This is a genomic window from Burkholderia sp. Ac-20365, from assembly GCF_017104715.1.
In the GTDB taxonomy this organism is placed as follows: Bacteria; Pseudomonadota; Gammaproteobacteria; order Burkholderiales; family Burkholderiaceae; genus Paraburkholderia.
The window spans coordinates 98590-124207 of sequence record NZ_JAAGPI010000022.1 but is presented as its reverse complement, the minus strand read 5'-3'; the positions used below and the strand labels follow the sequence as shown (position 1 = coordinate 124207).

Annotated in this window: 22 protein-coding genes; 4 read left to right on the top strand and 18 right to left on the bottom strand. The window is 62.3% G+C overall.

Translation table 11 applies throughout. The annotated features are described in order from the left end of the window. Positions 1–6 precede the first annotated feature (6 nt). The 3 genes from G3O01_RS29185 to edd form a co-directional block, all read right to left on the bottom strand. Positions 7–1368, bottom strand: a complete 1362-nt coding sequence (locus G3O01_RS29185) for a GntP family permease (RefSeq protein WP_205810067.1) — start codon at positions 1366–1368, stop codon at positions 7–9. 253 nt (positions 1369–1621) lie between these two features. After that, the gene (eda, locus tag G3O01_RS29180; protein WP_205810066.1) at positions 1622–2263 is read right to left on the bottom strand and encodes a bifunctional 4-hydroxy-2-oxoglutarate aldolase/2-dehydro-3-deoxy-phosphogluconate aldolase; all 642 of its coding nucleotides are present in this window, start codon (positions 2261–2263) and stop codon (positions 1622–1624) included. A gap of 19 nt (positions 2264–2282) precedes the next feature. Beyond that, positions 2283–4193: a phosphogluconate dehydratase gene (gene edd / locus G3O01_RS29175; protein ID WP_205810065.1), complete on the bottom strand. Its 1911-nt coding sequence runs from the start codon at positions 4191–4193 to the stop codon at positions 2283–2285. 296 nt (positions 4194–4489) lie between these two features. Between edd and G3O01_RS29170 the strand changes: the two genes are divergently transcribed. Further along, positions 4490–5335 carry a MurR/RpiR family transcriptional regulator gene (locus G3O01_RS29170; protein WP_205810064.1) on the top strand — a complete coding sequence of 282 codons (846 nt, stop codon included), beginning with the start codon at positions 4490–4492 and terminating at the stop codon, positions 5333–5335. A gap of 126 nt (positions 5336–5461) precedes the next feature. Here G3O01_RS29170 and G3O01_RS29165 read toward each other — a convergent pair whose 3' ends face one another. After that, on the bottom strand, positions 5462–8242 hold the full coding sequence (locus G3O01_RS29165) for a YadA-like family protein (protein ID WP_241024348.1): 2781 nt from the start codon (positions 8240–8242) through the stop codon (positions 5462–5464). A 355-nt stretch (positions 8243–8597) separates the two neighbouring features. Here G3O01_RS29165 and G3O01_RS45410 point away from each other — a divergent pair, with 355 nt between their 5' ends. Next, a complete protein-coding gene (locus tag G3O01_RS45410) occupies positions 8598–8774 on the top strand; it encodes a hypothetical protein (protein ID WP_241024346.1) in 177 nt (58 codons plus the stop codon). Between the two features lie 23 nt (positions 8775–8797). On the opposite strand, the gene G3O01_RS29160 is transcribed toward G3O01_RS45410, so the two are convergent. The 10 genes from G3O01_RS29160 to G3O01_RS29115 all read right to left on the bottom strand — a co-directional run bounded on the left by G3O01_RS29160 (position 8798) and on the right by G3O01_RS29115 (position 19089). Continuing rightward, the gene (locus G3O01_RS29160) at positions 8798–8965 is read right to left on the bottom strand and encodes a hypothetical protein (protein ID WP_205810062.1); all 168 of its coding nucleotides are present in this window, start codon (positions 8963–8965) and stop codon (positions 8798–8800) included. A 433-nt stretch (positions 8966–9398) separates the two neighbouring features. After that, a complete protein-coding gene (locus tag G3O01_RS29155) occupies positions 9399–9821 on the bottom strand; it encodes a CopD family protein (protein WP_205810061.1) in 423 nt (140 codons plus the stop codon). 26 nt (positions 9822–9847) lie between these two features. Next, positions 9848–11119 carry a glutamate-5-semialdehyde dehydrogenase gene (locus G3O01_RS29150; protein WP_205810060.1) on the bottom strand — a complete coding sequence of 424 codons (1272 nt, stop codon included), beginning with the start codon at positions 11117–11119 and terminating at the stop codon, positions 9848–9850. Positions 11120–11362: 243 nt separating this feature from the next. After that, positions 11363–12508: a DNA polymerase III subunit delta gene (gene holA / locus G3O01_RS29145; protein ID WP_205810059.1), complete on the bottom strand. Its 1146-nt coding sequence runs from the start codon at positions 12506–12508 to the stop codon at positions 11363–11365. A 24-nt stretch (positions 12509–12532) separates the two neighbouring features. Continuing rightward, positions 12533–13084, bottom strand: coding sequence for an LPS assembly lipoprotein LptE (gene lptE, locus G3O01_RS29140; protein ID WP_205810058.1), 552 nt, complete (start codon positions 13082–13084; stop codon positions 12533–12535). Positions 13085–13120: 36 nt separating this feature from the next. Next, on the bottom strand, positions 13121–15715 hold the full coding sequence (leuS, locus tag G3O01_RS29135; RefSeq protein WP_205810057.1) for a leucine--tRNA ligase: 2595 nt from the start codon (positions 15713–15715) through the stop codon (positions 13121–13123). 262 nt (positions 15716–15977) lie between these two features. After that, positions 15978–16448: a biopolymer transporter ExbD gene (locus tag G3O01_RS29130; protein ID WP_205810056.1), complete on the bottom strand. Its 471-nt coding sequence runs from the start codon at positions 16446–16448 to the stop codon at positions 15978–15980. A 27-nt stretch (positions 16449–16475) separates the two neighbouring features. Further along, positions 16476–17201: a MotA/TolQ/ExbB proton channel family protein gene (locus tag G3O01_RS29125; RefSeq protein ID WP_205810055.1), complete on the bottom strand. Its 726-nt coding sequence runs from the start codon at positions 17199–17201 to the stop codon at positions 16476–16478. Between the two features lie 63 nt (positions 17202–17264). Beyond that, complete coding sequence (dapB, locus tag G3O01_RS29120; protein WP_205810054.1) at positions 17265–18062, bottom strand: 4-hydroxy-tetrahydrodipicolinate reductase; 798 nt, start codon at positions 18060–18062, stop codon at positions 17265–17267. Between the two features lie 166 nt (positions 18063–18228). After that, a complete protein-coding gene (locus G3O01_RS29115; protein WP_205810053.1) occupies positions 18229–19089 on the bottom strand; it encodes an outer membrane protein assembly factor BamE in 861 nt (286 codons plus the stop codon). A 150-nt stretch (positions 19090–19239) separates the two neighbouring features. Between G3O01_RS29115 and fur the strand changes: the two genes are divergently transcribed. Continuing rightward, a complete protein-coding gene (gene fur / locus G3O01_RS29110; RefSeq protein WP_012401967.1) occupies positions 19240–19668 on the top strand; it encodes a ferric iron uptake transcriptional regulator in 429 nt (142 codons plus the stop codon). Positions 19669–19798: 130 nt separating this feature from the next. On the opposite strand, the gene G3O01_RS29105 is transcribed toward fur, so the two are convergent. From G3O01_RS29105 to G3O01_RS29095, 3 genes are all read right to left on the bottom strand, one after another. After that, positions 19799–20311, bottom strand: a complete 513-nt coding sequence (locus G3O01_RS29105) for an ureidoglycolate lyase (protein ID WP_205810052.1) — start codon at positions 20309–20311, stop codon at positions 19799–19801. A 41-nt stretch (positions 20312–20352) separates the two neighbouring features. Beyond that, positions 20353–21363 (bottom strand): allantoicase, encoded by a 1011-nt coding sequence (gene alc / locus G3O01_RS29100; RefSeq protein ID WP_205810051.1) that lies wholly within the window; start codon positions 21361–21363, stop codon positions 20353–20355. Positions 21364–21471: 108 nt separating this feature from the next. Then, the gene (locus G3O01_RS29095) at positions 21472–22800 is read right to left on the bottom strand and encodes a C4-dicarboxylate transporter DctA (protein ID WP_205810050.1); all 1329 of its coding nucleotides are present in this window, start codon (positions 22798–22800) and stop codon (positions 21472–21474) included. Between the two features lie 239 nt (positions 22801–23039). On the opposite strand from G3O01_RS29095, the gene G3O01_RS29090 reads away from it, so the two are divergent. After that, positions 23040–23732 carry a FadR/GntR family transcriptional regulator gene (locus tag G3O01_RS29090; RefSeq protein ID WP_205810104.1) on the top strand — a complete coding sequence of 231 codons (693 nt, stop codon included), beginning with the start codon at positions 23040–23042 and terminating at the stop codon, positions 23730–23732. An 859-nt stretch (positions 23733–24591) separates the two neighbouring features. Here the strand turns inward: G3O01_RS29090 and gap are convergent. Further along, complete coding sequence (gap, locus tag G3O01_RS29085) at positions 24592–25602, bottom strand: type I glyceraldehyde-3-phosphate dehydrogenase (RefSeq protein ID WP_205810049.1); 1011 nt, start codon at positions 25600–25602, stop codon at positions 24592–24594. Positions 25603–25618: the final 16 nt, after the last annotated feature.

Below are 25618 nucleotides of genomic sequence, written 5' to 3'. Positions count from 1 at the left end.
AACTCCTTACAGGACCGCCGCCAAAGCGAAGGTCAAACCCAATCCCATCAGCGAAATGATGGTTTCGCAGAGCGACCACGTCTTGAACGTCTGCCCCACCGTCATTCCGAAGTACTCCTTGATCAGCCAGAATCCGCCGTCGTTAACGTGCGAGAAAATCAGCGAGCCCGAACCCGTTGCGAGCACCAGCAATTCCGGCTTCACCTGCACGCCGCTCGCCTGCGCAATCGGCGCGACGATGCCGCATGCCGTCGTCATCGCAACCGTCGCGGAACCCGTCGCAAGACGAATCAGCGCAGCCACGAACCAGCCAAGCAGCAGCGGCGACAGATGTGCGGACGTCGCCGTCTCGACGATCTGCTTCGAGATGCCGCTATCCATCAGCACACGCCCAAAGCCGCCGCCCGCGCCCACGATCAACGTAATCCCCGCAATCGGCGCCAGACACTCGCCGCAAAACTTCTGGATCTGCTCGCGGTTGAAACCACGGCTCGCACCGAACGTCCAGAAGCTGACGAGCACGGCGATCAGCAGCGCAACGTCGGACGTGCCGATGAATTTCAGCAGATCATTGGCCGTCGTCTTCGGCGCGAACACGAGATCCGCCCAGCTGCCGATCAGCATAAGAATCACCGGCAGCAGGATCGTGAACAGCGTGATGCCGAAGCCCGGCAGCTCGCGCGAGCCCGCCTGATGTTCTGAATCGACGAACTGTGCGGCGAGCGGATTGTTTTCCGCCAGCTTGATATGACGGTGAATCAACAGCGCGAACAGCGGACCCGCGACGATCGCCGTCGGCACGCCGACCAGCAGACCATACGCAATCGTGCGGCCGATATCCGCGTGATAGGCCTGCACGGCGAGCAGCGCGGCCGGGTGCGGCGGAATCAGACCGTGCACGACGGACAGACCCGCGACCATCGGCAGGCCGATCAGCAGCAGCGATTTGCCCGTACGCTTCGCGACGTTGAACGCGATCGGAATCAGCAGCACGAAGCCGACTTCGAAGAACACCGGCAAGCCGACGATGATCGCCACGAACATCATCGCCCAGTGAATGTTCTTCTCACCGAACCAGTTGATCAACGTGGTGGCGATGCGCTCGGCGCCGCCCGATTCGGCCATCATCTTGCCGAGCATCGTGCCGAGGCCGACGACGATCGCAATGTGACCCAGTGTATTGCCGTTGCCCGTTTCGAACGACTTCACGATCGTGCCCGCCGGCATGCCGACGGCAAGACCCAGCAGCAACGACACGATGATGAGGACGAGGAACGGATAGACCTTGAAGCGCGTGATCATCAGAATCAGCACTGCAATGGCGATCACGGCGTAGATCAGCAGCATGCTGCCGTGGACAGCTTCCATGAAGCTCCTCCTTTGCTTTGTTGGTTTGAATTGCAAAGTGCTGCGGCACCTCGCCCGCTTCCGGATGCAGAAAACACCTTTAAAACAGGGTGTTTTCGCGGACGCTGAATTTTACTGTTTGTTGACGTTCGTGGCGCGTGGAATAAACCCGCGCAAAAAATAAAAAAAACCTCGCCGCCTTGCCCAGTATGGGCTCGAGCGGCGAGGTTCGATCGAACACGTTTAGCGCGTCGTCAAAACGCGTGGCGACGAATCAATGTGCAGGTGCAGCGAGTTCGCTTGCTGCGCGCGCGAGACGCGTGACTTCGTCCCAGTTCTGCGCAGCGAGCGCTGCTTTCGGCGTCAGCCACGAACCGCCGACGCACACCACGTTCGGCAGCGCGAGGAAGTTCGGCGCGCTTTCCGCGGTGATGCCGCCCGTCGGGCAGAACTTCAGGTTCGGGAACGGGCCGTGGAAAGCCTGCAGCATCGGCACGCCGCCAGCCTGTTGCGCCGGGAAGAACTTGACGATTTCATAGCCGAGTTCGAGCGCGACGATGATGTCGCTCGGCGTCATCACGCCCGGCAGCAGCGGCAGACCGGCGTCCTGCGCGGCCTTGTGCATGTCTTTCGTCAGACCGGGCGAGACGCCGAACTTCGCGCCAGCTTTCTTGGCCTGCTCGCAATGCTCGGGTTTCGTGATCGTGCCGACGCCCACGACGATATCTTCGGCAAGCTGGCTCGCGCGCTCGATCGCCCCGATTCCCGCCGGCGTGCGCAGCGTGATTTCCAGTACCTTCACGCCGCCTGCGTGCAGCGCGCGCGAAACGTGTTCACCCTGTTCGACGGTATCGAATGCAAGGACGGGGATCACCGGACCGAGGCGCACGATTTCGCTGACTGTTTTCGACGTCATCTTCAGACTCCTTTTCGCTTTATTTCTGCATTGCGTGGCTGGCTTCGCTCGCCACTGCGCTTGCCGTTTGCGTGGCATGTTGCGTTGCGTGCGACGCTTCGCCGACGAGCGACCCGAACACCGACGCACCCAGTTCCGCCGGCGCGGCCGCCGCACGGAACACGCCGAACAGCTCGCGGCCGAAGCCCACTTCGTTTTCTGCCTGATGCTGCGACACGGCAATCGGACGCGCGGCCCATTCGGCCTCGTCCATTTCGACGTCGAGCACACCCGCTTCTGCATCGATGACGAGCATATCGCCCGTGCGCACCTTGCCTAGCGGACCTTGCAGCAGCGCTTCCGGCGACACGTGAATCACCGCGGGCACCTTGCCCGATGCACCCGACATACGGCCATCCGTGACGAGCGCGACATGGAAACCTTGATCCTGCAACACGCCGAGCAGCGGCGTCAAACGATGCAGTTCGGGCATGCCGTTTGCCCGCGCGCCCTGAAAGCGCACGACGGCGATGAAGTCGCGCTTGAGTTCGCCGTTATCGAAGGCTTCCTGCACGGCTTCCTGCGAATCGAACACGATCGCGGGCGCTTTCACCATGCGATGGTCCTTCGCGACAGCCGAAATCTTGATCACGCCGCGACCGAGCCGGCCTTGCATCAGACGCAGACCGCCGTCCGGCTGGAACGGTTCGCCAATGGGACGCAGCACGGCCGCGTCATGGCTTTCCTTCGCAGCGGGCACCCACGTCAGCTTGCCGTCGAGCAGTTTCGGCTCTTCGGCATAGTGCGAAAGCCCCTTGCCGACCACCGTATTCACGTCTTCGTGCAGCAAACCGCCTTCGAGCAGATTGCGGATCAGGAACGCCATGCCGCCTGCCGCGTGGAAGTGGTTCACGTCGGCCTTGCCGTTCGGATAGACCTTCGCGAGCAGCGGCACGGAGGCCGACAGCGTGTCGAAATCGTCCCAGTCGATGATCACGCCCGCTGCGCGCGCAATCGCGACGAGGTGCAGCGTGTGATTGGTCGAGCCGCCCGTCGCCAGCAAACCGACGATGCCGTTGATGATCGCCTTCTCGTCGATCACATGGCCGATCGGCATGTAATGGCCGCGGTCGACCGTGAGATCGAGCACGCGGCGCGCGGCCTGTGCCGTCAGTTCGTCGCGCAGCGGCGTATGCGGATGCACGAAAGCCGAGCCCGGCAAATGCAGGCCCATGATTTCCATCAGCATCTGGTTGCTGTTAGCCGTGCCGTAGAACGTGCAGGTGCCGTGGCTGTGATACGCGGCCGCTTCGGATTCGAGCAGCGCGTCGCGGTTGCACTGGCCCGTGGCGAATTCCTGGCGCACCTTGGCTTTTGCGTCGTTGGAAATGCCGCTCGTCATCGGGCCGGCAGGCACGAAGATGGTCGGCAGATGGCCGAACTGCAACGCGCCGATCAGCAGGCCCGGCACGATCTTGTCGCATACGCCCAGGCACAGCGCCGCGTCGAACATGTTGTGCGTGAGCGCGACGGCGGTGCTCATCGCGATCACTTCGCGCGAGAACAGCGACAGTTCCATGCCCGCGTTGCCCTGCGTGATGCCATCGCACATCGCGGGCACGCCGCCTGCAAACTGCGCGACGCCGCCGTTTTCACGCGCGGCGGCCTTGATGATGTCCGGGAAATCCTTGTACGGCGCGTGCGCCGAGAGCATCTCGTTGTACGACGAGACGATGCCGATATTCGGCTGGCGGATCTGCTTGATGACGAGCTTGTCGTTGCCCTCCATGCCGGCGAAGCCGTGCGCGAGGTTCGCGCACGAGAGCGCGCCGCGCGCCGGGAACTTGCCCTGCGCCTGGTCGATGCGCGAGAGATACGCGTGGCGCGTGGCCTTGCTGCGCTCGATCACGCGCTTCGTGACTTTCATCAGTTGCGAATGCGGGGAAACCATCGATGCTCCTTCGTCGCTGGCGGACGCGTATGCGCGTCTTGCGCCAGATTGGTATCGCGGGGAACGGCATGGAAAGCCGGCAACCGGGATATTAGTAGAAAAACTACATCGACACAATGTGGCAGTTGCTGAATCTTCGCCACCATCAGATTCGCCTCAAACCATTGTGCACAGGCGTTTTCGGCGATTCATCGAATTTCGTTAGGGTAATCACCTACGGCGTATATGTAGTTTTTGTACTCGATTCGTCTATCAGCTATAGTCCACGCATTCTTCAGCATAGTGCGAGATTCCCGATGATGCTGTCCCAGGTGGAAGCGATGCGCGACCAGATGCGCCCTTCCGAGCGCAAGCTCGCCGACTACGTGATCGAAGCGCCGCGCGAAGTGCTCGACCTGTCGATGACGGAGGTCGCCGCGCGCGCGGGCGTCAGTCAGCCGACCATCGCGCGTTTCTGTCACGCGCTCGGCTTTTCCGGCTTCCGTGAATTCAAGATCCGCCTTGCGCAAGGCATAGCAACGGAAGTGCCCGCCGTGTATCGCGACGTGCGCCCCGACGAGCCGACGCCCGGCGTCGCGGCGAAGGTGCTCGACCGGACCATCGGCGCGCTGATCCAGGTGCGCAACAATCTGTCGACGGACAGCGTGGCGGCCGCGATCGAACTGCTTGCGCAGGCGAAGCGCATCGAGTTCTATGGCGCGGGCGGCTCGGGCATCGCCGCGCTCGACATGCAGCACAAGTTCTTCCGGCTCGGCATGCCGAGCGTCGCTTACTCGGATCCGCATACGTTTCTGATGTCGGCGGCGCTGCTGGGCGAAGGCGATGTCGTCGTGGCAATCTCGAATACGGGGCGCACGCGCGACATCATCGACGCCGCCAGATCCGCGCTCGCCGCTGGCGCAAAAGTGATCGCCGTCACGCATGGCAATTCGCCATTGGCGCGTATTGCGTCGATCGGCCTGTTCGCCAATGTCGACGAAGACACCGACATCTTTTCGCCGATGACGTCGCGCACCTCGCATCTCGCGATCGGCGACATTCTCGCCGTGGGCGTTGCGTTACGACGCGGCCCGGAACTGGCCGAAAAACTGGCGGGCGCAAAAGATCTGATCACACGGCGGCGCGTCGGGCCGCAGGAATAGCTAAGCCAGACGCCGGGTTCAGAAACGCAAAACGGGCTCCCGAAGGAGCCCGTTTCGTTTGGAGCATCTTGCTGACTGCGCTCAGGCGGCCGTTACCACACCGCCTTCGCGCTTACATCGCCATGCTTACCACTGGTACGCGCCGCCGATACCAAAGGTCGTGCCCTGCGCGCTGATACCCGCGCCGGCCTTCACCTTGATGTTCTGCGTGATACGCGCCGAGATGCCCAGCGCGGAGGCGGCATAACCGTGATACGACGCACCGCCGATACCGACCGCGATCGTCTTGCCCTGATCGACGTCCGGAATCATCGTCAACGCGGTGGCCGCTGCGATGCCCGAGTAGGCGTTGCGCGCCACGTCGTTCACGCCGGCCTGGACCTGCTGGATCTGCTGATCCGTATAGTCCTTGGCAGACATGCCCGCCGGCATATCGCCGATGGCTGCCGCAATCGAGCTGTTCAGCTGCCCGACGTTGACGGCATCCGTCGTCTGCGTGCCCGCCGCGACGTTGGCGATCTGGCGTTCATTACCCGCCGAACCCACCGACACCGTGTTCGCACGATCCGCGACCGAGCCGTCGCCGAGAGCCACGGCGTGATCGGCCGTCGCCTTCGCGTTCGCACCCATCGCGATCGAGCTGTCGCCGCTCGCCTGAGCGTTGTAGCCCGATGCGATCGCCTGCGTGGCCGTTGCGCTGGCGCTCGGGCCCATTGCCATCGCGTGCGTGCCATTCACGCTTGCAGCCTCGGTGACGCGGTCGCCGTCGACGGCCAGCATTGCATCGCTGCCCGTCGCCGCGTTCTCAACGGCCGCGATGGCCGCGTTCATCTGCGCGTAGTTGACTGCGTCCGTCGCTTCCGTCGCGGCGGCGACGTTGGTGATGCGGCGTTCATTGCCCGCCGATCCCACCGACACCGTGTTGTCGCTAGCCGCCACCGAACCCGAACCCAATGCCACCGAGTTCGCGCCCGATGCCGACGCGGCACCGCCGATCGCCGTCGCATTCGCACCCGTCGCCGACGAATCCGCCAGCGTCGAGTTCGCGTGGAAGTACTTCGACTGGCCGCCCGTGCCCGAACCCGAGGTCGAAATGTTGTTCACGACGTTGGTCAGGTTGGCGAGGTTCTGGTTCGTCTGATACAGCTGCGAACCGTTCACCGCTTGCGTGCTCGACATGTTCAAACTGCCGTTGGCGACCCCCGTCAGCACGCGTGCGCCCGCCGTGCCTGCGAAGTTCACCAGCGTGCCGCCCGTGGCCGCTGCGACCGTCACGGCGCCATCCGGCGACATCTGCTGAACCAGACCGGATTGGCCATTGTTGATCTGGTTCATGATGTTGCTGATGGACGTCGTGTTCTGCGTCACGCGGGCATCGAGGTTGGTGATCGCGCCGGCAATCGACGTGACCGTCGTCCCGCCGACATTGAACGTCGGGCCCGAGATCGCACCCGTCGACGTGTTGTACGTCGAACCGCCGCCGATCGTGTTCGCGATGCTCGTGCCTCCGGCATTGACCTTCGCGTCTTCGGACTGCAACTGGCTGACGTTCACCGCGTCCGTGGATGCCGAACCGGCTGCCACGTTCGTCACGCGACGCTCCTTGCCCGCTGCACCCACCGACACTTCACCGTTAGCCGCCGAAGCCACACCTGCCAGCGTGCCGCTGCCCGGGTTGAAGCCCATAGCGGACAGGTTCGCCGTCGTCGTCGAGTTCGCGCCCAATGCCACGGAGTTCGCCGCCGCTGCGCTCGCGCCGCCACCGATCGCAACCGAATTTGCACCGGCCGCCACGGAGTCCGCCAGCGTCGAATTCGAGTGGAAGTACTTGATACCGCCACCGTTGACGATGTTCGTCACGGTGTTCGTGATGTTGGTGAGGCCCGCCGTCGCCGTGCTGATGTTGTTGACGGTGTTGCTCAGGTTCGACACGTTGCTGCTGATGCCATTGACCTTCGCATCTTCCGACTGCAACTGGCTCACGTTCACGGCGTCCGTTGCCGCAGCACCCGCTGCCACGTTCGTCACGCGACGCTCCGCGCCTGCCTTGCCCGCCGACATCTCACCATTAGCCGCCGACGCGATGCCCGACAGCGTGCCCGTACCCGGGTTATAGCCCGCTGCGCTGAGGTTGGCCGTCGTCGTCGAACCTGCGCCCAGCGCCACAGAATTGGTCGCCGACGCATTGGCTGCATTGCCCAGCGCAACGGAATTCGCGCCCGAGGCGACCGCGTTTGGCCCCATCGTCACCGCGTTCGCGCCCGATGCCACCGACCCGCCGCCAATCGCAACACCCAGCGCGCCCGATACGTTGGCATTCGTGCCCACCGCGACGGCCCACGACGAGTTCGTCGTGTTCGCGCCGTTGCCGATCGTTACCGACTTGTCGCCGGAAGACGAGTCGCCGCCGAGCGCCACCGAGTTGTTGGCCGTCGCGGCGTTCTTCGCATTGTTGCCGATCGCAATGCTGGCGGCGCCGACTGCCGTCGCGCCATCGCCCATTGCAACCGATGAACCGCCCATCGAGTTCGCACGGTCGCCCACTGCGACCGAGTTGGAGCCGCTTGCCACCGAATCAGCCTGGGTGGAGTTCGCGTGGAAGTATTTGGTACTTACGCCACCGTTGTTGATGTTGTTGACGGTGTTCTGAATGTTCGTGATGTTGGTCGAATTGGCCGTCGTCGCTGTGTCGAGCTTCGACAAGGCCGAGCCCACGTCATTGACGCTCGCGCCCTGAACCACATACGTTGGTGCCTTGACCGAACCATCCGAGTTGATGCTCGCACCGCTGCCTAGCGACTTTGTGACGCCTTTGAGCTGCGACACGTTGACGGCATCGGTGTCGTTGATGCCGGCCGCCATATTCGTGATGCGGCGGTTGACCGTGCCGAGGAGCGATTGATTCATCGGTGTAGCGTCGGCTCCGCTTCCATCTCCGTTGTCCGTATGTACGTTGTAGAGTGGATTGTTGCCGACCCGGCCTACCGAAACGGTGTTGGGATCCGTCGCCACTGAGCCCGAACCGAGCGCCACACTGTTTTGTGCGCCGTAACTGACGTAGCCATTCGAGCCCAAGGCCGTGCCATACATGGCGTTTGCCTGGCCAGCAAACCCGAAGACTGTCCCGAAACTGATATTGGTTGGAATGTACCCATACGAACCGATGACAGTCTCGCCAAGATTGTGCGCGGAAGCATAGCTCCCAGCATTCGCCCAGCAACCGGCAACGTTCGACCATGTACCGCTTCCGGGGCCATCGGGGTTGCAGAAATTATTTGAAATCGACGACGCCCATGCTGGCATCGCCGTCATCAACCCCACTGCCGAAGAAATTGCAGAAAGCACCAATGCCGAACGTGACGATTTTTTTGAACGTCCTCTCGCATTCTCCTGCACCGCCACCCAAGTCCCCAACGATTCGTTCCAGACTGACCGATAAGCCTTATTCATTTGCAATCCTTATTATATTGACGAGATCGACACATCACCGGCAGCTCCGTCCGCACCGATTCCTGCATTTGCCTGCACGCCAATCGCGCGAAAAGCAGAAGAAATCTGACGAAGTACAGCGAACACCGACATCAAGAGTTCGACTTTGCGACGCTGCCATGTTGCAAAGTCGCGTCCCATTGAAGAATCCTCTGCCATCCTGATGCAGTGGAGTCGAACTTTATTGAGCGTCAAATATGTGGCGAATCGGACTACTCTTAAATCAGGACCTTCGTCTCAATTTGCTGAGAAACCAGTCAAATCTGCATAAATTTTTGGACGTAATTCTCAGTCATTTGATCAGCGTCTTGGATTTATCGATTCGAAAACTTAAATACTTAGGATACAAAATGAATATAAATCGATCCTATGCACGAAACAATCACGCGCTTTCGCACGATGCCAAAGTCTTCCGACAGACACACTGAAAAAAATGCAGACTTGCAGGAAAACTTCGAGACGAGAGATGAAACGAGCGAGCTACATTAGTCGCTGCTGAGGAGATGTCTGCTCACGGGCGATCAGTCACGCCCAAAAGCAGAAAAGACAACGGGGCCGAAGCCCCGTAGAAAGATCAGAACGGTTTAATCACGACTAGCGCAACGGCAGCCAGCATGCCGAGCACAGGCAGTTCATTGAACATTCGATACCACTTGTGCGAGCGCCGGTTCTCACCGCGCTCGAAAGTGCGCAGCAGCACGCCGCAATACGCGTGATACACGATAAGCAGCACGACCACACCGACTTTCGCGTGAATCCAGCCCTGTCCGCTGCCGATACCGACCGCGAGCCACAGCCACAATCCGCACGCCAGCGCCGGCACCGCGATAAAGGTCATGAAACGAAACAGCTTGCGCGCCATCAGCAGAAGTCGCTTCACCGCATTCGGATCGGTCTCCATCGCGAGATTCACGTAGATTCGCGGCAGATAGAAAAGCCCCGCGAACCACGAAGCGACCAGAACGATGTGAAACGTCTTGATCCAGAGCATCGACATTCCTTGTTCTTGTTTTGTCAGCCGGTTTATTGACGGCCTTCGCCATGCCCCAGCACGACGTATTTCATCGACGTCAGCCCTTCCAGTCCAACCGGCCCGCGCGCATGCAGCTTGTCGTTCGAGATGCCGATTTCAGCACCCAGTCCGAATTCGAAACCGTCGGCAAAACGCGTCGATGCATTGACCATCACGCTCGCCGAATCCACTTCTCGCAGGAAACGCATCGCGCGATCGTGGTCTTCCGTGACGATCGCGTCCGTGTGATGCGAGCCGTATTCGTTGATATGTTCGATCGCCTGATCGATACCGTCGACGACCTTGACGGCCAGCACGGGCGCAAGATATTCGGTGCGCCAGTCTTCTTCCGTCGCATCGACGAGGGGCGCGACACCAGCGGATTCGAGCACCTTGCGCGCCGCCGGATCGACGCGCAGTTCCACATCCTTCTCGCGATATAGCTTGCCGAGCGCCGGCAGCACTTCAGCCGCAATGCCGCGTGCAACCAGCAGCGTTTCCATCGTGTTGCAGGTGCCGTAGCGATGCGTCTTCGCGTTGTCGCACACGGTCAATGCCTTCGCGATATCCGCGCGATCGTCGACATACACGTGGCAGATGCCGTCGAGGTGCTTGATCATCGGCACGCGACCTTCTTCGATCAGGCGCGCGATCAGGCTCTTGCCGCCGCGCGGCACGATCACATCGACGTACTCGGTCATCGTGATCAGCTTGCCGACGGCCGCGCGATCCGAGGTTGCGACCACCTGCACGGCCTCTTGCGGCAAGCCCGCTTTTTCGAGCCCTTCGCCGATCAGCTTCGCGAGCGCCGTATTGCATTCGAGCGCTTCAGAACCGCCACGCAAAATCGTCGCGTTGCCGGACTTCAGGCACAGCGCGGCTGCATCGATCGTCACGTTCGGGCGCGATTCGTAGATGATGCCGATTACACCGAGCGGCACGCGCATCTGGCCGACCTGAATACCGCTCGGCCGATACTTCATGTTGCTGATTTCGCCGATCGGATCGGGCAGCGCGGCCACTTGCCGCAGACCTTCGACCATCGTTTTCAGTGCCTTGTCCGACAGCGTCAGGCGATCGATGAACGCGGCGTCATGCCCCTTGTCCCGTGCGCGTGCGAGATCGCGCGCATTCGCTTCCTTGAGCGCGTGCGTCTCACGCTCGATGGCAACAGCAACGGCTTCGAGCGCGGCATTCTTCGCCGCCGTCGACGCTCGCGCCATCGCACGCGATGCGTGACGTGCGCGGCGACCGAGGTCGGTCATGTACTGATCGATATCCATGATTATTCCCGTTGTGCCGCGTGATGCTTCAGTTTCCTCTGAAGTGCGGCTGACAATTTCTGAAAGCGGAACGATGCGACGATTGTATGACGTGTGACACTTGTCTGCTCGTGCGAGCGGCGTCGTGTCACGGGCTGGGGAAGGCTGGCGCGCTGCGTTTGAGACAGATCTGGGTGTCTCGCCAATGCGCTTGAGTTACTTCAGAAAGCGCTCAGCGATCGGATCCGTCAGCCGTGCGACAGCCTACGACGGTCGGCGCATTGGCGCCGGTCGTGCCGGTGCTGGCGCGGGCCTGCCCGGCGCGGGACGCATCGGCGCGGCGCGCGACTGTGAGGCTGACGCGCCCGCCACGGCCATCGCGAGTTCGAAGAGCCCTGCCCACGGATCGGGTGGCGGATCATTGCGATGATTGCCAGGCGTGCCGCCCGACAAACCCTTCACCTGCCGATCGAGCTTCGCAGCAAGCGCCAGTGCCTTTTCCAGCGACGCCTCCGTCACACGCGACAGCGCCGGCCCGACGAGCCGCTCGCGCGGTCCCCACACGCGGTTTTCGCGCAGCAGCATCGCGAGCGGCTTGCCCGCCTCGACGCCGCGCTTGATGCGCAACAGCGTACGAATTTCTTCGACGACGGCCCACAGCACCAGCACGGCCGCTTCGCCTTCGCCCTTCAGGCCATCGATCATCCGCGACAGACGGCCGACATCGCCCGCGAGCATCGCTTCGTTCAGCTTGAACACGTCGTAACGGGCGACGTTGAGCACGGCGTCGTGAACCTGTTCGAACGTCAGCGCGCCCGACGGATACAGCAGCCCGAGTTTCTGGATTTCCTGGTGCGCGGCGAGCAGATTGCCTTCGACGCGCTCCGCGATGAACTGCAACGCACGTTTGCCCTCTTCGCCCGGCGCGACGCGCTGCCCTTGCTGCGCGAGACGCTGTCCGACCCAGCCAGGCAATTGCGCGCGTTCGACGGGATCGATCTTCAGCGCGACGCCGGCATCGGCGAGCGCGGTGAACCAGGCGGCCTTCTGCGTCGCCGCGTCGAGGCGCGGCAACGTGACGAGCGTCAGCACATCCGGATTCGCCGATGCCGCCAGTGTCTTCAGTGCGTCCGCGCCTTCCTTGCCGGGCTTGCCCGTCGGAATGCGCAATTCGACCAGTTGACGGTCGCCGAACAGCGACATCGACTGGCTCGCGCCGAGCAGCGAGCTCCAGTCGAAACTGCGCTCAACCGTGAACACGGTGCGGTCCGTAAAACCGCTCGCGCGCGCCGCCGCGCGGATGCGGTCGCACGCTTCCTGCGCGAGCAGGTGCTCGTCGCCGTACACGACGTACAGACCGGCGAGACCTTTCGCGAGATGCGCTTCGAGCGCGTCAAGACGCAGTTGCATGGCGGCGGATGAACGAGAGGCGGATCAAAGCGGCGGCGGCGGCAGAGGCGCGCGCGGATTGACGCCGGGCACTTCCTGGCCTGGCGCCGGATGCAGCGAATGCACGACGGCGAGACGGCGCATCAGCTGATCGACGGCGTCGTTCTGCATGTCGGCGTAGAGCAGATCCGATTCGGAGGCCTTCGCCTGCGAGAACTGGTCGCTATACGTCATCGCGCGGTTCAGGTGAATCGCGCTAGGCGGAATCAGCACGGTGCCGTCCGCGCCGCGCACGGTGTAGTTCAGCCAGTAATCGAGTGCGTACTCTTCGACCACACCGAGCGAGTTCAGCGTCAGCACACTGTTGCCGCGTCCTTCGGAAATCGACAGGACCGCGTCGGCGTTGGCGGACGACGTCACGATTACGGTATCGCTGCCACCCTGCACCATACGGGTCAGCCGAGCAGCGACAGGCGCCGACGCGCCCGTGATAGCCAGGCGCTTGAACGCATAGTCCTGCTGCCCGCGCAGCTGGAAGCCGCACGCGGACAGCAGCACCGCGCTGCACGCCAGAGTCAAAAACGATCTGCGAGTCACATGAGCTCCTGGTTCGCAGTTAAGGCGGCGCATCCGTCAGACGACGATGTTCACGAGACGGCCCGGCACGACGATCACTTTCTTCGCCGGCTTGCCTTCGCTGAACTTCGCGAACATCTCGTGCGCGAGCGCTGCAGCCTCGATCGATTCCTTCGATGCGTCCTTGGCGACCGTCACGGCGCCGCGCACCTTGCCGTTCACCTGCAGCACGAGTTCGATCTCGCTTTGCTCCAGCGCCTTTTCGTCGACCTTCGGCCACGGCGCGTCGAGCAGCGTGCCGAACTCTGCTTCGTAGCCGAGTTCCTGCCACAACTGGAACGTGACGTGCGGCACGACCGGATACAGCACGCGCAGCAGCACGCCGTACGTTTCGCGCAGCACCGCGCCGCTTGCGCCCTTCGCGCCTTCGATCGCGTTGAGCATCTTCATCGCCGCCGACACAACCGTGTTGTACTGCAGACGCTGATAGTCGAAGTCAGCCTGCTTCAGCACGCTGTAGATTTCGCGGCGCAGCGTCTTGTCGGTGTCGGCGAGCTTCGCGGCGTCGAATGCGGCGCGCTCGGACAGCGCGGCTTCGTTCGCCTGACCGAAGGCCCACACGCGGCGCAGGAAGCGGCTCGCGCCTTCCACACCCGCGCCCGACCACTCGAGCTGCTGCTCGGGCGGTGCGGCGAACATCGTGAACAGTCGCGCGGTGTCCGCACCGTACTGGTCGATCAGCACCTGCGGATCGACGCCGTTGTTCTTCGACTTCGACATCTTCTCGACGCCGCCCAGCACGACCGGCTGGCCGTCGGCATTCAACGTCGCGCCGAGCGGGCGGCCCTTGTCGTCGTGCGTGACGGTGACGTCGGCCGGGTTGTACCAGGTCTTCTTACCCGCGTCGCTTTCGCGGTAATACGTTTCGTTGAGCACCATGCCCTGCGTGAGCAGGTTCTTCGCCGGCTCGCCGAACTTCACGATACCCAGATCGCGGCAGACCTTCGCCCAGAAACGCGAATACAACAGGTGAAGAATGGCGTGCTCGATGCCGCCGATGTACTGATCCATCGGCATCCAGTAATCGGTGCGCTCGTCGACCATCGTCTTCGCATCCGGCGCTGCATAGCGATAGAAGTACCAGGACGAATCGACGAACGTGTCCATCGTGTCCGTTTCGCGCTTCGCAGCCGCGCCGCAGGTCGGGCACGTGCAGTTCAGGAACGCTTCCGACTTCGCGAGCGGATTGCCCGTACCGTCCGGCACGAGATCTTCCGGCAGCACGACAGGCAGATCCTTCTCCGGCACAGGCACGTCGCCGCACGACGGACAGTGGATGATCGGGATCGGCGTACCCCAGTAGCGCTGGCGCGAAATGCCCCAGTCGCGCAGACGCCACGTGACCTGCTTGTCGCCGAGGCCGAGCGCCTTCAGATCAGCAGCGATTGCATCGACGGCTTCCGCGTACTTCAGGCCGTCGTACTTGCCGCTGTTGATCAGGATGCCGTTTTCCTTGTCACCATACGACTCCTGCCATGCGTCAGTCGAGAACGTCTGGCCTTCGACTGCGACGACCTGCTTCACAGGAATGCCGTACTTCTTCACGAACGCGAAGTCGCGCTCGTCGTGTGCGGGCACGCCCATCACAGCGCCTTCGCCGTAGCTCATCAGCACGTAGTTGCCGATCCACACTTCGACTTTTTCCTGCGTCAGCGGATGCGTGACGAAAAAGCCCGTGGCCATGCCCTTCTTTTCCATCGTCGCGATGTCGGCTTCGGCGACACCGCCGTGCTTGCATTCGTCGATGAACGCCTGCAGTTCCGGACGGCCTTGCGCGAGATGCGTCGCAAGCGGATGTTCAGCGGCAACGGCGCAGAACGTCACGCCCATGATCGTGTCGGCGCGCGTCGTGAACACGCGCAGCAGCTTCTGCTCGCCGTCGAGTTCGTACGGAAAACCGAAGTTCACGCCGAAGCTCTTGCCGATCCAGTTCTGCTGCATGATCTTCACGCGCTCGGGCCAGCCGAGGCCGTCGAGATCGTTCAGCAGTTCATCCGCGTACTGCGTGATGCGCATGTAGTACATCGGGATTTCGCGCTTTTCAACCAGCGCGCCCGAACGCCAGCCGCGGCCGTCGATCACCTGCTCGTTCGCGAGCACGGTTTGATCCACCGGGTCCCAGTTCACCGTGCCCGTCTTCTTGTACGCAATGCCCTTTTCGAGCATCTTCAGGAAGATCCACTGGTTCCACTTGTAGTAGTCCGGGCTGCACGTGGCGACTTCACGCGACCAGTCGATAGCAAGGCCCATCGACTGCATCTGCTTCTTCATGTACGCGATGTTGTCGTACGTCCACTTCGCGGGCGGCACGTTGTTGGCCATTGCCGCGTTTTCGGCGGGCATGCCGAACGCGTCCCAGCCCATCGGCATCAGCGTGTTGTAGCCGTTCATCCGCAGATAGCGGTACATCACGTCGTTGATCGTGTAGTTGCGTACGTGCCCCATGTGCAGCTTGCCCGACGGATACGGCAGCATCGAAACGCAGTAGAACTTGGGCTTGTCGGCCTTTTCCGTCGTTTTGTACGCGTCGGTGGCGCGCCATTGTCCTTGCGCGGCGGATTCGACGTCGGAGGGAACGTATTTTTCGTGCATGGTGTGATGGGATCGCTATTCGGTGCCGCGGTTCAGGTGCTTCGGCACCGCACGGTGCTCTGCGTGATGAAAATCTGGTCGGGTCCCCTTTCGTCAAGGGGAAAGGGCTGATTATACCGTTCGGCCGGGCTCACGCCGCGCGCGATTGAGCGCAGGCGCCGCGTTTTGCGCGCAAATTAGGCGCGATGGACGATGGAAGCGGGCTTTTGGCCCGGTGGTGATCCGCTGCGGCCTGCTCTGGCCAGGTACGGCTTACGTCTGCTTACTGCGCCGCCGATGCAGCGACCGGCTGCGCCGGCTGGCCCGCTTTGGCGTCGGCCGCCGGCGGTTCCGTCACGAAACCGATGCGCTCGAGACCCGCCTGCTGTGCCGCGCCCATTACCTGGGCGATCACTTCGTAGCGCGTCGAGCGCTCGGCGCGCAGGTGAATTTCAGGCTGTTCCTTCTGCTTGCCGGCTTCGTTGAACTGCGCGCGCATCTGCTCCAGCGTGATGGGCTTGTCGTTCCAGTAGAGCTTGCCCGCTGCATCGATCGACAGCGTGACGGTCTGCGGCGTCTCGCGCGCTTCGGCGGCCGCGACGCGCGGCAGGTCGAGCCGGATCGCATGCGTGAAGAGCGGCGCGGTGATGATGAAAATGACAAGCAGCACGAGCATCACGTCGATCAGCGGCGTCATGTTGATGTCCGCCATCGGTGCGGCTGTCTTGTGCCTGTCGAGTCCGCCGAATGCCATATCTCGCGCCTTTCGTCCGATAAGCCGTCAGGCCTGCGTGCGCGCGGGCGCCCGCGAGGCGCGGCCGTCGCGCGGCGCGTCTCCGCGTGTGTCGTCGGGTGCGCAGACGTACGCGTGCAGATCGTGCGCGAAGCCGTCGAGTTCTTCCGACACCTGCCGCACCATCCGTCCCAGCACGTTATAGGCGAGCACAGCGGGAATCGCGACGACGAGGCCGAAGGCCGTCATGATCAGCGCTTCGCCGACAGGACCGGCGACGTTCTCGATCATCGCCTGCCCGCTTTGCGCGATGCTGCCGAGCGCGTGATAGATGCCCCACACGGTGCCGAGCAACCCGACGAACGGCGCCGTGCTGCCCACCGACGCGAGCAGCACCTGACCGAACTCGAGCCGCCGCTGCGAGCGGTGCAGCGCCTGGCGCAACGCCCGCAGCACGCGTTCACTGCGCTCAACGCGCGCAAGCAGCACGCCCGGCGTCTCGACTTCAGAGGCCTGCAGCGCCGCTTCAGCCAGCGGAGAAAAGATATGCTCGCGGTCCGCGAGACGCAGCGTGGCGACGCCTTCGGCAAGCGTCGGCGCCTGCCAGAATCGCGCAACGGCGCGCGGCCCTTGCCGCTTCGCGCGGCTCAGCATCCAGCTTTTGACGATCAGGAAACACCAGCTCGCAACAGACATCGCCAGCAGCACGTACGCGACGCCATGCGTGATGGCGTCGCTGGTTTGCAGGTAGTGGATGATGCCGGTGTTTGCCATCTGACCTCTTCGGTCGCCTCAGCAGAAGCGCTTTGGCGGGTGAGAGCAGGCTCACGGGCTGGCTTAGCGCAAGCCGAGCACGTCCTGCATGTCGAACAGGCCGTTCGCGTGGCCTTCGAGGAAGCGCACCGAGCGCACGGCGCCTTGTGCGTACGACAGACGGCTCGCCGACTTGTGCGTGATTTCGATGCGCTCGCCGATGCCCGCAAACAGCACCGTATGATCGCCGACGATATCGCCGCCGCGAATCGCCGAGAAACCAATCGTGGATGGATCGCGTTCGCCCGTCACGCCTTCACGCGCGTAGACGGCGCAATCTTCGAGCTTGCGGCCGAGCGCGTTGGCGATTACTTCGCCCATCGTCAGCGCCGTGCCCGACGGCGCATCGACCTTGTGACGATGATGCGCCTCGATGATCTCGATGTCGTAACCCTGCGAGAAATGCTTCGCGGCGAATTCGAGCAGCTTCATCGTCACGTTCACGCCGACACTGAAGTTCGACGCGAACACGATGCCGACTTTTTCCGACGCGGCGTGGATCTGCGCCTTCTGCGCTTCGTCGAAACCCGTCGTGCCGATCACGAGCTTCGTGTTCGTGCGCAGCGCGGCTTCGATGTGCGCGAGGGTGCCTTCCGGACGCGTGAAGTCGATCAGATAGTCGGATTGCGCGAGCACGGCGTCGATGTCGTCCGACATCAGCACGCCCGTCTGCTTGCCGAGGAACGCGCCCGCGTCCTGGCCGAGTTGCGGCGCGCCCGTGCGGTCGAGCGCACCCGACAGCGTGACTTCAGGATCGTTGAGGACGGTTTCGATGAGCATCCGGCCCATGCGGCCCGATGCGCCGGCGATGGCAATTTTCATGGGTAGTCCTGCAAGCAGCGCCCGTGGATTGCGTCGGCAGGCAGCGCGCCGACGGGCGACAAAAGAAACCAAGCGAAACGAAGCGAGCGGCAGCCGGATTGACAGCGCATCGCGGCAAGACACATGACGGACGGACACGCCGCCCGTCATGTTAGGGACAACGGAATCAGCCGCCCGTTCCCGTGCCCGTTTGCGTCGAGGAAGACTGCGACGATTTGGCGGCCGTGTCTTTCGATTGACCGTTGTTGCTTTCCGGGCCAGTCGGGCCGACCGGGTTGTCGCTCGGCACGCCCTGCATCTGCGGAGGCGGCGGACGCGTGAAGCGGAATTGAGGCTGGCCCGGCTCCGTTGCGTTCTGCGGCACACCGCCGTTCGATGCCGGCGTGTTCGCGCGCACCGACGGCGTCGCGCCCGGCGCGGGCGACTGCACCGCGTTGGTCAGACGGTTCGCGGCCTGCGCGGCTTGAGCGTTCGGATCGACGGCGGGCAGAGTGCCTGCCTGAGCTGCGTCGGACGTGGCCGAGCGCACGGTATCAGGCACCGTCACGCCCGCAGGCGCCGCTGCTGCGGCCGCCGGCGCGCTTGCCTCGCCCGTTGCACTGGCGACGACAGGCGCAGCCTTCGTCTTCTTGCCCGTGCGATCGCCGTCGATTTCCGCGAGCAGTTCGAGGTTGGACGGCAGATCTTCACCGCCTGACCAACTCGCCACGCGATCGCCCGTGAAATTCACAACGAAGTCACGCTGCTGCACGACGGCCGTCGAGCCGCGCTTGAAATAGAAGACGTAGTCCCAGCGGTCCGCGTGGAACATGTCGGACAGAAGCGGCGTGCCGAGTACCTGCTTGACCTGGGCGCGCGACATGCCAACCTGCATCTGCGCGGCCGCTTCCTTCGACACGAAATTGCCTTGAACCACAGTGATCCGGTACGGCGTGATGCTTTGGGCAACACGCTGCGTCAGGCTGTCATACGTGGAACATCCAGCAAGAACCGCCACCGCTGCGGCGACGATCAAGGTGCGCCGCATGCGGGTCCCCCGGTTGATCAATAGAGCTTTTGGAATCATTTCCCTCACCGTGCGGGCTCCCCGAGCCGCGCGTGTTTCCGTGTAAGATGACCTGAACAGCAATTCACATTACTATTAGAACCCTGCATTGTACTCTAGGGATCCCTTGCCATGACCAATCCAACCGATCTGAAAAATATCGGACTCAAGGCGACCCTACCGCGCCTCAAGATTCTGGAAATCTTTCAGCACAGCCCGGTGCGCCATCTGACCGCCGAAGATGTCTACCGCAATCTGCTGCATGAAGAGCTGGATATCGGGCTCGCTACGGTGTACCGCGTGCTCACGCAGTTCGAGCAGGCGGGCCTTCTGTCGCGTAGCAACTTCGAGTCGGGTAAAGCCGTTTTTGAGCTGAACGAAGGGACGCACCACGACCATCTGGTGTGTATCGATTGCGGTCTCGTCGAAGAGTTCTTCGACCCCGAAATCGAAAATCGCCAGCAGGCGATCGCCAAAGAGCGCGGCTTCAAGCTGCAGGAACACGCGCTCGCACTGTACGGCGCGTGCACCAAGGACAAATGCCCGCATCGCAAGCACTGACGGGCGTTTCCGGGCAAGCCGCATTGTACGGCCCGCACGGTCCCGCCCAGTAAGACGTAGAAAGGCCCGGTCAGATTCGTCGACCGGGCCTTTTTGCTTTCTTCTGCTTACCAACGCGTTTGAACGCGTGTCAGACGTCCGCCGTTTCGAACGATTCACGCTCCAGCCGCCACGTCTGCGGCAATGCCAATTCATCGCAGTTCGGCCCGTCTCCACCTCGGTCGACGATCAGGAAATCGCTCACTCGCTCCAAGGCGAGCAGCGGATGATGCCAGACGCCTTTCGCGTAGTTGACGCCCTGCCAGCCGCGCGTCGAGAACGCTCTTAACTTTGTCGGATCGAGGTCGCCTGCCGGTGCGACGACGATCAGATAAGGCGCATCCGACAATGGCACGAACGCCTGACTGCCGAGCGGATGCCGCTCCATCATCGCGATGTCGATCGGCCATGCACGCGGTTGCGCGCGAAACACGTTGATCAGCGGACGACCGCCTTGCGTGCTCACGTCGACCTTGGCGAGATCGTGAAAACGCTCGGTGGTGCCTTCGTTGATCGGGTAGTGGCGCGCGCCGTCCAGCTCGATCACGTCGCCGAACGGGGCGAACGCTTCGCGGGTGAGGCGCTCGATGCGCAGTGTGTTCATGGCCGTCTCCGAGGTCCGTGCAAGTTCAGTGGCTGGACGCGTTACTCGAGTTCGCCCCACAGACGCAGCCGCGACACGCCGCCGTCCGGGTAGATGTTGAAGCGCACGTGCGTCACCGGGCCGAGCGCGGCCAGTTCGGCGCTGAACGTGTGGATGTTGTCCATTTCCAGCTTCTGCTCGGGCAGCAGGACCGGCCAGAACATCGCTTGCGTGACGAGCGAATCGTCGGTGCCACCCGTGACGGACGCCGCCTGCAGCGAGCAGCGATCGGGGAAATTGCCCTTGAAGTGCGCGGTATCCACTTCGACCTTGCGGATCACGCCCGGCCGCGCGAGCGCAACGATCGCCCAGTCGTTGCCCGGCTCGCGGCGTCGGCGCGTTTCCCAACCGTCGCCCATATTCACGCCGCGTCCCGGCATCAGCATCTGCGAGGCCGGCCCGAAATGCTGGTTGTTCGCCGCGACGAGATACGCGCCGTTTTCGACTGCGGCCAGATCGAGCAAAGTGCCGCGTTCGGCGCGCTCCCAGTCGCGCTTCGGCTGGCCGTAGACGCGCAACCGCGCGAGGCCGCCATCCGGATACAGGTTCACGCGCAGATGCGTGAAGGCGCGCGTATCGCTGACTTCGACGTAGTGATGCTGATTGCCCTGCAAGGTCGTCGCGGGGACGATGGCTTGCCAGTCGGCGTTATCGGCGGGCGTGTCGTCGGTCGAGTAGCAGGCTTCGATCGATGCAGCCGGCGGGAAATTACCCGTGAAGTGGCTCGTATCGAGATCGACGCCATGCACGATGCCCGGCCGCGCGAGGCGCACGACGCAATAATCGTGGCCCGTCGTGCGTTTGCGGCGCGTTTCCCAGCCGTCCATCCATTTGCCGTGATCGTCGTATTTGCCGGGGATGAAGACGGCCGGCTGCGGGTCGAGCATGCGTTCCTTCGGCGCGAAGAATTCGTCGCTGGCGAAGAGCGCCTTCGCGCCCAGACGCGGGTCGGCGAGGTTCATGTAGCGGCGCGTGAAAGCAGGTGCGTTCGGATCGAGAATCGGATTGGCCATGATCGGTTCGGTGTTCGGTCGATTGAGGTGAGGAGCGGCGGACCGTCGGGCCCGCCGCGCTTGCCATAGGTGGTCGGTCAGATGGCGGAAAGTGGTGTCGCAGTGGTCTCAGACGGCGTGCGCCGGATTCGCGTGGCCCGTGTCGTGGTCCGGATCGGCGCTGGCGGGTACGAAGCGGTAGTCGCTATCGAGATTCAGCACGCGGTGGGCGCGCGCCCTGTCGATGTCGTTCTCCCACACGCCGACGACGACGGTCGCCACGCAGTTGCCGATCAGATTGGTCAGTGCGCGGGCGATGCCGACGAACCAGTCGACAGGCAGGATCAGCACGAGGCCGAGCACGGGAATCGCGGGAATCGCCGAGAGCGTTGCGGCAAGAATCACGATCGCCGAGCCGGGAATACCGTGCGCGCCCTTCGACGTAATCAGCGACACCAGCACGACGACGATCAGATCGTGCATCGACAGCGGCGTGTTGGTAGCCTGCGCGATAAAGATGACGGCGAGCGTCAGATAGATCGAGAAACCGTCGAGGTTGAAGGAGTAGCCGGTCGGAATCACGAGGCCAACCGTCGAATCCTTCACGCCCATCCATTCGAGCTTGCGCATGATCTGCGGCAGCACGGCATCCGACGAAGCAGTGCCGAGCACGATCGACAGTTCTTCACGCAGATAGCGGATCAGCTTGAAGATGCTGAAACCGGCGAGACGCATCACGACGCCCAGCACGACAGCGACGAACACGAAGCAGCTCGCGTAAAAGACGATGACGAGCATGCCGAGCTGCTTGAGCGACGCGACGCCGTAGGTGCCCGTCGTGAACGCGATTGCGCCCAGCACGCCGAGCGGCGCGAGCTTGATGATGAAGCTCATCACACGGAAGAACACTTGCGACAGCTCGTCGATCAGGTCGTTGACGCGCTGCGCACGCGGCCCGAGCAGCGACAGCGCAGAGCCGACCAGCACGGAGAACACGAGAATCTGCAGGATGTCGCCCTTCGCGAAGGCATCGATTGCCGTGTCGGGGATGATCTTGAGCAGGAAGCCCGCCGTGTCTTTGAGGCTCTTCGCATGCTCCGTGTAGGTGGCGAGCGAAGCGGCGTCGAGCGAATGCAGGTCGATGTTCATGCCGACGCCCGGCCGTGTCACGTATGCGAGCACCGCGCCGATCACGAGCGCGATCGTCGTCATGATTTCGAAGTAGACGACGGCCTTCAGGCCGACGCGCCCCACTTTCTTCAGATCGCCCGCGTGAGCCATGCCGCTGACGACGACGCAGAACACGATCGGTCCGATCACCATCTTGATCAGCTTCAGAAAACCGTCGCCCAGCGGACGAAGCGACTGCGCGAAATGTGGAAATAGCGCACCGAGCACGATGCCCGCTACGAGAGCGATCACGACACGGCCAAACAGCGAATTGAAGAACTTCAACACGGCTTTCTCCCGGTCAAAATGGGGTCTTGAATCACCTGTTCATACTGGTCCGACCAGTAGTGTTATGGCGAATAGTAGGAAGCCGATATAGTGAGGTCAAGGATCGCAGTGGCGGTGTTTACCCGAACAGGTCTGACCGGCCTTCTCGCGCTTGGCTCGCATGCCTGCGGCAGGTTGCACGCGATAGCGGAAGCCGTTCTACAATGCTGGTCAGACCGCACCAAACCGCCGCCGACATCATGAAAAACGTGCCGCACACCGTCACCGACGCTGCCATCGCGACAATCCGCGAGAGGATCGAGAGCGGCGTTTATCCTGTCGGCTGTCTGTTGCCGGCGCAGCGGCAGTTGTCGGAGGAAATGGACATCAGCCGGGCGTCGCTGCGCGAGGCGTTATCGACGCTCGAAGCGCTCGGCATGCTGACCATCCGGCCTGGCAAAGGCGTGTATGTGCAGTCGGCGAAGGCGTCGTCGGCGCATCCATGGCGTTTCGCCGATCAGTCTTCGCTGCCTGACACTTATCAGATGCGCTTCGCGCTGGAGGGTTTTGTCGCCCGGATGGCGGCGCTGGCGATTGGTGATGACGATGTCGAATGGTTCGAGGAGAACATTGCTTCGTTGCATGGCGCGCTGACTCAGGGCGAGCTTGATGATGCGGCGCAGCTGGATTTTGATTTCCACATGCGGATTGTTGCGATTGCCGGGAATGCCGCGATTGAGTCTATTTTGCGGAGTAGCGCGGACATCATGAAAGAAAGTCAGCGGATGCCGTTTTATCGGCGTGAACTGGTGTTGTCTACTTTCCATGAACACCGCGCGATTCTTGATGCGCTCAAGGCACGCGATCCACATGCCGCCGGGCTTGCTATCGAGAAGCATATTGCTAATGCTGCGCAGCGGGCTGGGGTTTATTTTCCTACGCCTTTGGCGTGAAGTTTTTTTTGGGGGTGCTGGGGTTTGGGGTTTTGGGTGGTTTGCTGTCTTGCGATGCTGGTTTGGTTTTTTGTGTTTGGCGCTGGCATCCGCGTTTTGCCTTCGTGCTTCAAGCGTTGCCCCTGTGCGGGGCGGCACTTACTTTCTTTGCCGCCGCAAAGAAAGTAAGCAAAGAAAGCGGGCTAACACCGCCCGTTCTTGACCTCCGCCTGAGGGCCCCCAACGGGTCTTCCGCTTCACACGGCAACCGCTCCGTTTGAATGCGCGTTGCCAACGCCTTGAATAATCGCCTCACCCGCTTCAATCACCCGTAGCGCAGCCAGCGGCAGCGACTGGTTACGGCCGCCCAGGTGGCAAACTGTGTGTAGGTCGTAGTACTCCACACCTCAGCGCTCTTACGACACCGATCGTGATTTTCAGTCCGGAGTGAGTGCGCGTAAGCCGCGACAGCCTACACACAGTTTGCCGCTATAGAACGCTGGCGATTTGGTCGCACGTGTGGCGACGCGGGAGTGTGAAGCGGGTGAGGCGCTCAATAAGAGCGCTGGCAACGAGCATTGAATGGCAGAACGCCGTGTGAAGCGGAGGACCCGTCGGGGGCCCTCAGGCGGTGGTCAAGCACTTGCGGTGTTAGCCCGCTTTCTTTGCTTACTTTCTTTGCGGCGGCAAAGAAAGTAAGTGCCGCCCCGCACAGGGGCAACGCTTGAAGCAGGCAAGACAAAACGCGGATGCCCGTGACAACAAAAGCAAACCACCCCAGCGTCGCAAGACAAAACCAGAAAACCAAAACCCAAAAGAAAAAGCCGCCCGCAGGCGGCCTTCCTTCGCTAAAAGCGAAAAAGCAAAAAAACCAAAAACCTTACTTCGCGTTAGCGAACGCCACAGCCGTATCCAACATGCGGTTCGAGAAACCCCACTCGTTGTCGTACCAGCTCGACACCTTCACCAGACGGCCCGACACCTTGGTCAGCGTTGCATCGAACGTCGACGAAGCCGGGTTGTGGTTGAAGTCGATCGACACCAGCGGCGCTGCGTTGTAACCCAGAATGCCCTTCAGCGCGCCTTCCGATGCTTCCTTCATGATCGCGTTGACTTCATCGACCGTCGTGTCGCGCTTGGCGATGAACGACAGGTCAACGATCGACACGTTGATCGTCGGGACGCGAATCGCGTAACCGTCCAGCTTGCCGTTCAGTTCCGGCAGCACCAGGCCGACAGCCGATGCAGCACCCGTCTTCGTCGGGATCTGGCTGTGCGTAGCCGAGCGCGCGCGGCGCAGGTCTTCGTGGTACACGTCCGTCAGAACCTGGTCGTTCGTGTACGCGTGGATCGTGGTCATCAGACCCGTTTCCAGGCCGATCTTGTCGTTCAGCGGCTTGACGAGCGGTGCCAGGCAGTTCGTCGTGCACGATGCGTTCGAGATGACCGTGTGCTCAGCCTTCAGCACGTTGTGGTTCACGCCGTAGACGATCGTCGCGTCGACGTCCTTGCCGCCCGGCGCCGAGATGATCACCTTCTTCGCGCCGCCCTTCAGGTGGGCGCTCGCCTTTTCCTTCGTTGTGAAGAAGCCCGTGCACTCCATCACCACGTCGACGCCCAGCTCGCCCCACGGCAGTTCAGCCGGGTTGCGGTTGGCCAGCACGCGGATCTTGTCGCCGTTGACGATCAGGTTCTCGCCGTCGACGGTCACTTCGCCCGGGAACTTGCCATGCGCCGTGTCGTACTGCGTCAGGTGCGCATTGGTCTTGGCGTCGCCGAGGTCGTTGATCGCAACGATCTCGAGGTCGTGCTTCTTGCCGTTTTCATAGAAGGCGCGCAGCGTGTTGCGGCCGATCCGGCCGTAGCCGTTGATTGCGACGCGAATCGTCATGTTCTATCTCCTGATG

Coding starts and splice junctions, on each gene's coding strand:
- G3O01_RS29185 (WP_205810067.1), bottom strand. CDS start 1,368: ATGGAAGCTGTCCACGGCAGCATGCTGCTGATCTACGCCGTGATCGCC.
- eda (WP_205810066.1), bottom strand. CDS start 2,263: ATGACGTCGAAAACAGTCAGCGAAATCGTGCGCCTCGGTCCGGTGATC.
- edd (WP_205810065.1), bottom strand. CDS start 4,193: ATGGTTTCCCCGCATTCGCAACTGATGAAAGTCACGAAGCGCGTGATC.
- G3O01_RS29170 (WP_205810064.1), top strand. CDS start 4,490: ATGATGCTGTCCCAGGTGGAAGCGATGCGCGACCAGATGCGCCCTTCC.
- G3O01_RS29165 (WP_241024348.1), bottom strand. CDS start 8,242: ATGAATCAATCGCTCCTCGGCACGGTCAACCGCCGCATCACGAATATG.
- G3O01_RS29160 (WP_205810062.1), bottom strand. CDS start 8,965: ATGGGACGCGACTTTGCAACATGGCAGCGTCGCAAAGTCGAACTCTTG.
- G3O01_RS29155 (WP_205810061.1), bottom strand. CDS start 9,821: ATGTCGATGCTCTGGATCAAGACGTTTCACATCGTTCTGGTCGCTTCG.
- G3O01_RS29150 (WP_205810060.1), bottom strand. CDS start 11,119: ATGGATATCGATCAGTACATGACCGACCTCGGTCGCCGCGCACGTCAC.
- holA (WP_205810059.1), bottom strand. CDS start 12,508: ATGCAACTGCGTCTTGACGCGCTCGAAGCGCATCTCGCGAAAGGTCTC.
- leuS (WP_205810057.1), bottom strand. CDS start 15,715: ATGCACGAAAAATACGTTCCCTCCGACGTCGAATCCGCCGCGCAAGGA.
- G3O01_RS29130 (WP_205810056.1), bottom strand. CDS start 16,448: ATGGCATTCGGCGGACTCGACAGGCACAAGACAGCCGCACCGATGGCG.
- G3O01_RS29125 (WP_205810055.1), bottom strand. CDS start 17,201: ATGGCAAACACCGGCATCATCCACTACCTGCAAACCAGCGACGCCATC.
- dapB (WP_205810054.1), bottom strand. CDS start 18,062: ATGAAAATTGCCATCGCCGGCGCATCGGGCCGCATGGGCCGGATGCTC.
- G3O01_RS29115 (WP_205810053.1), bottom strand. CDS start 19,089: ATGCGGCGCACCTTGATCGTCGCCGCAGCGGTGGCGGTTCTTGCTGGA.
- fur (WP_012401967.1), top strand. CDS start 19,240: ATGACCAATCCAACCGATCTGAAAAATATCGGACTCAAGGCGACCCTA.
- G3O01_RS29105 (WP_205810052.1), bottom strand. CDS start 20,311: ATGAACACACTGCGCATCGAGCGCCTCACCCGCGAAGCGTTCGCCCCG.
- alc (WP_205810051.1), bottom strand. CDS start 21,363: ATGGCCAATCCGATTCTCGATCCGAACGCACCTGCTTTCACGCGCCGC.
- G3O01_RS29090 (WP_205810104.1), top strand. CDS start 23,040: ATGAAAAACGTGCCGCACACCGTCACCGACGCTGCCATCGCGACAATC.
- gap (WP_205810049.1), bottom strand. CDS start 25,602: ATGACGATTCGCGTCGCAATCAACGGCTACGGCCGGATCGGCCGCAAC.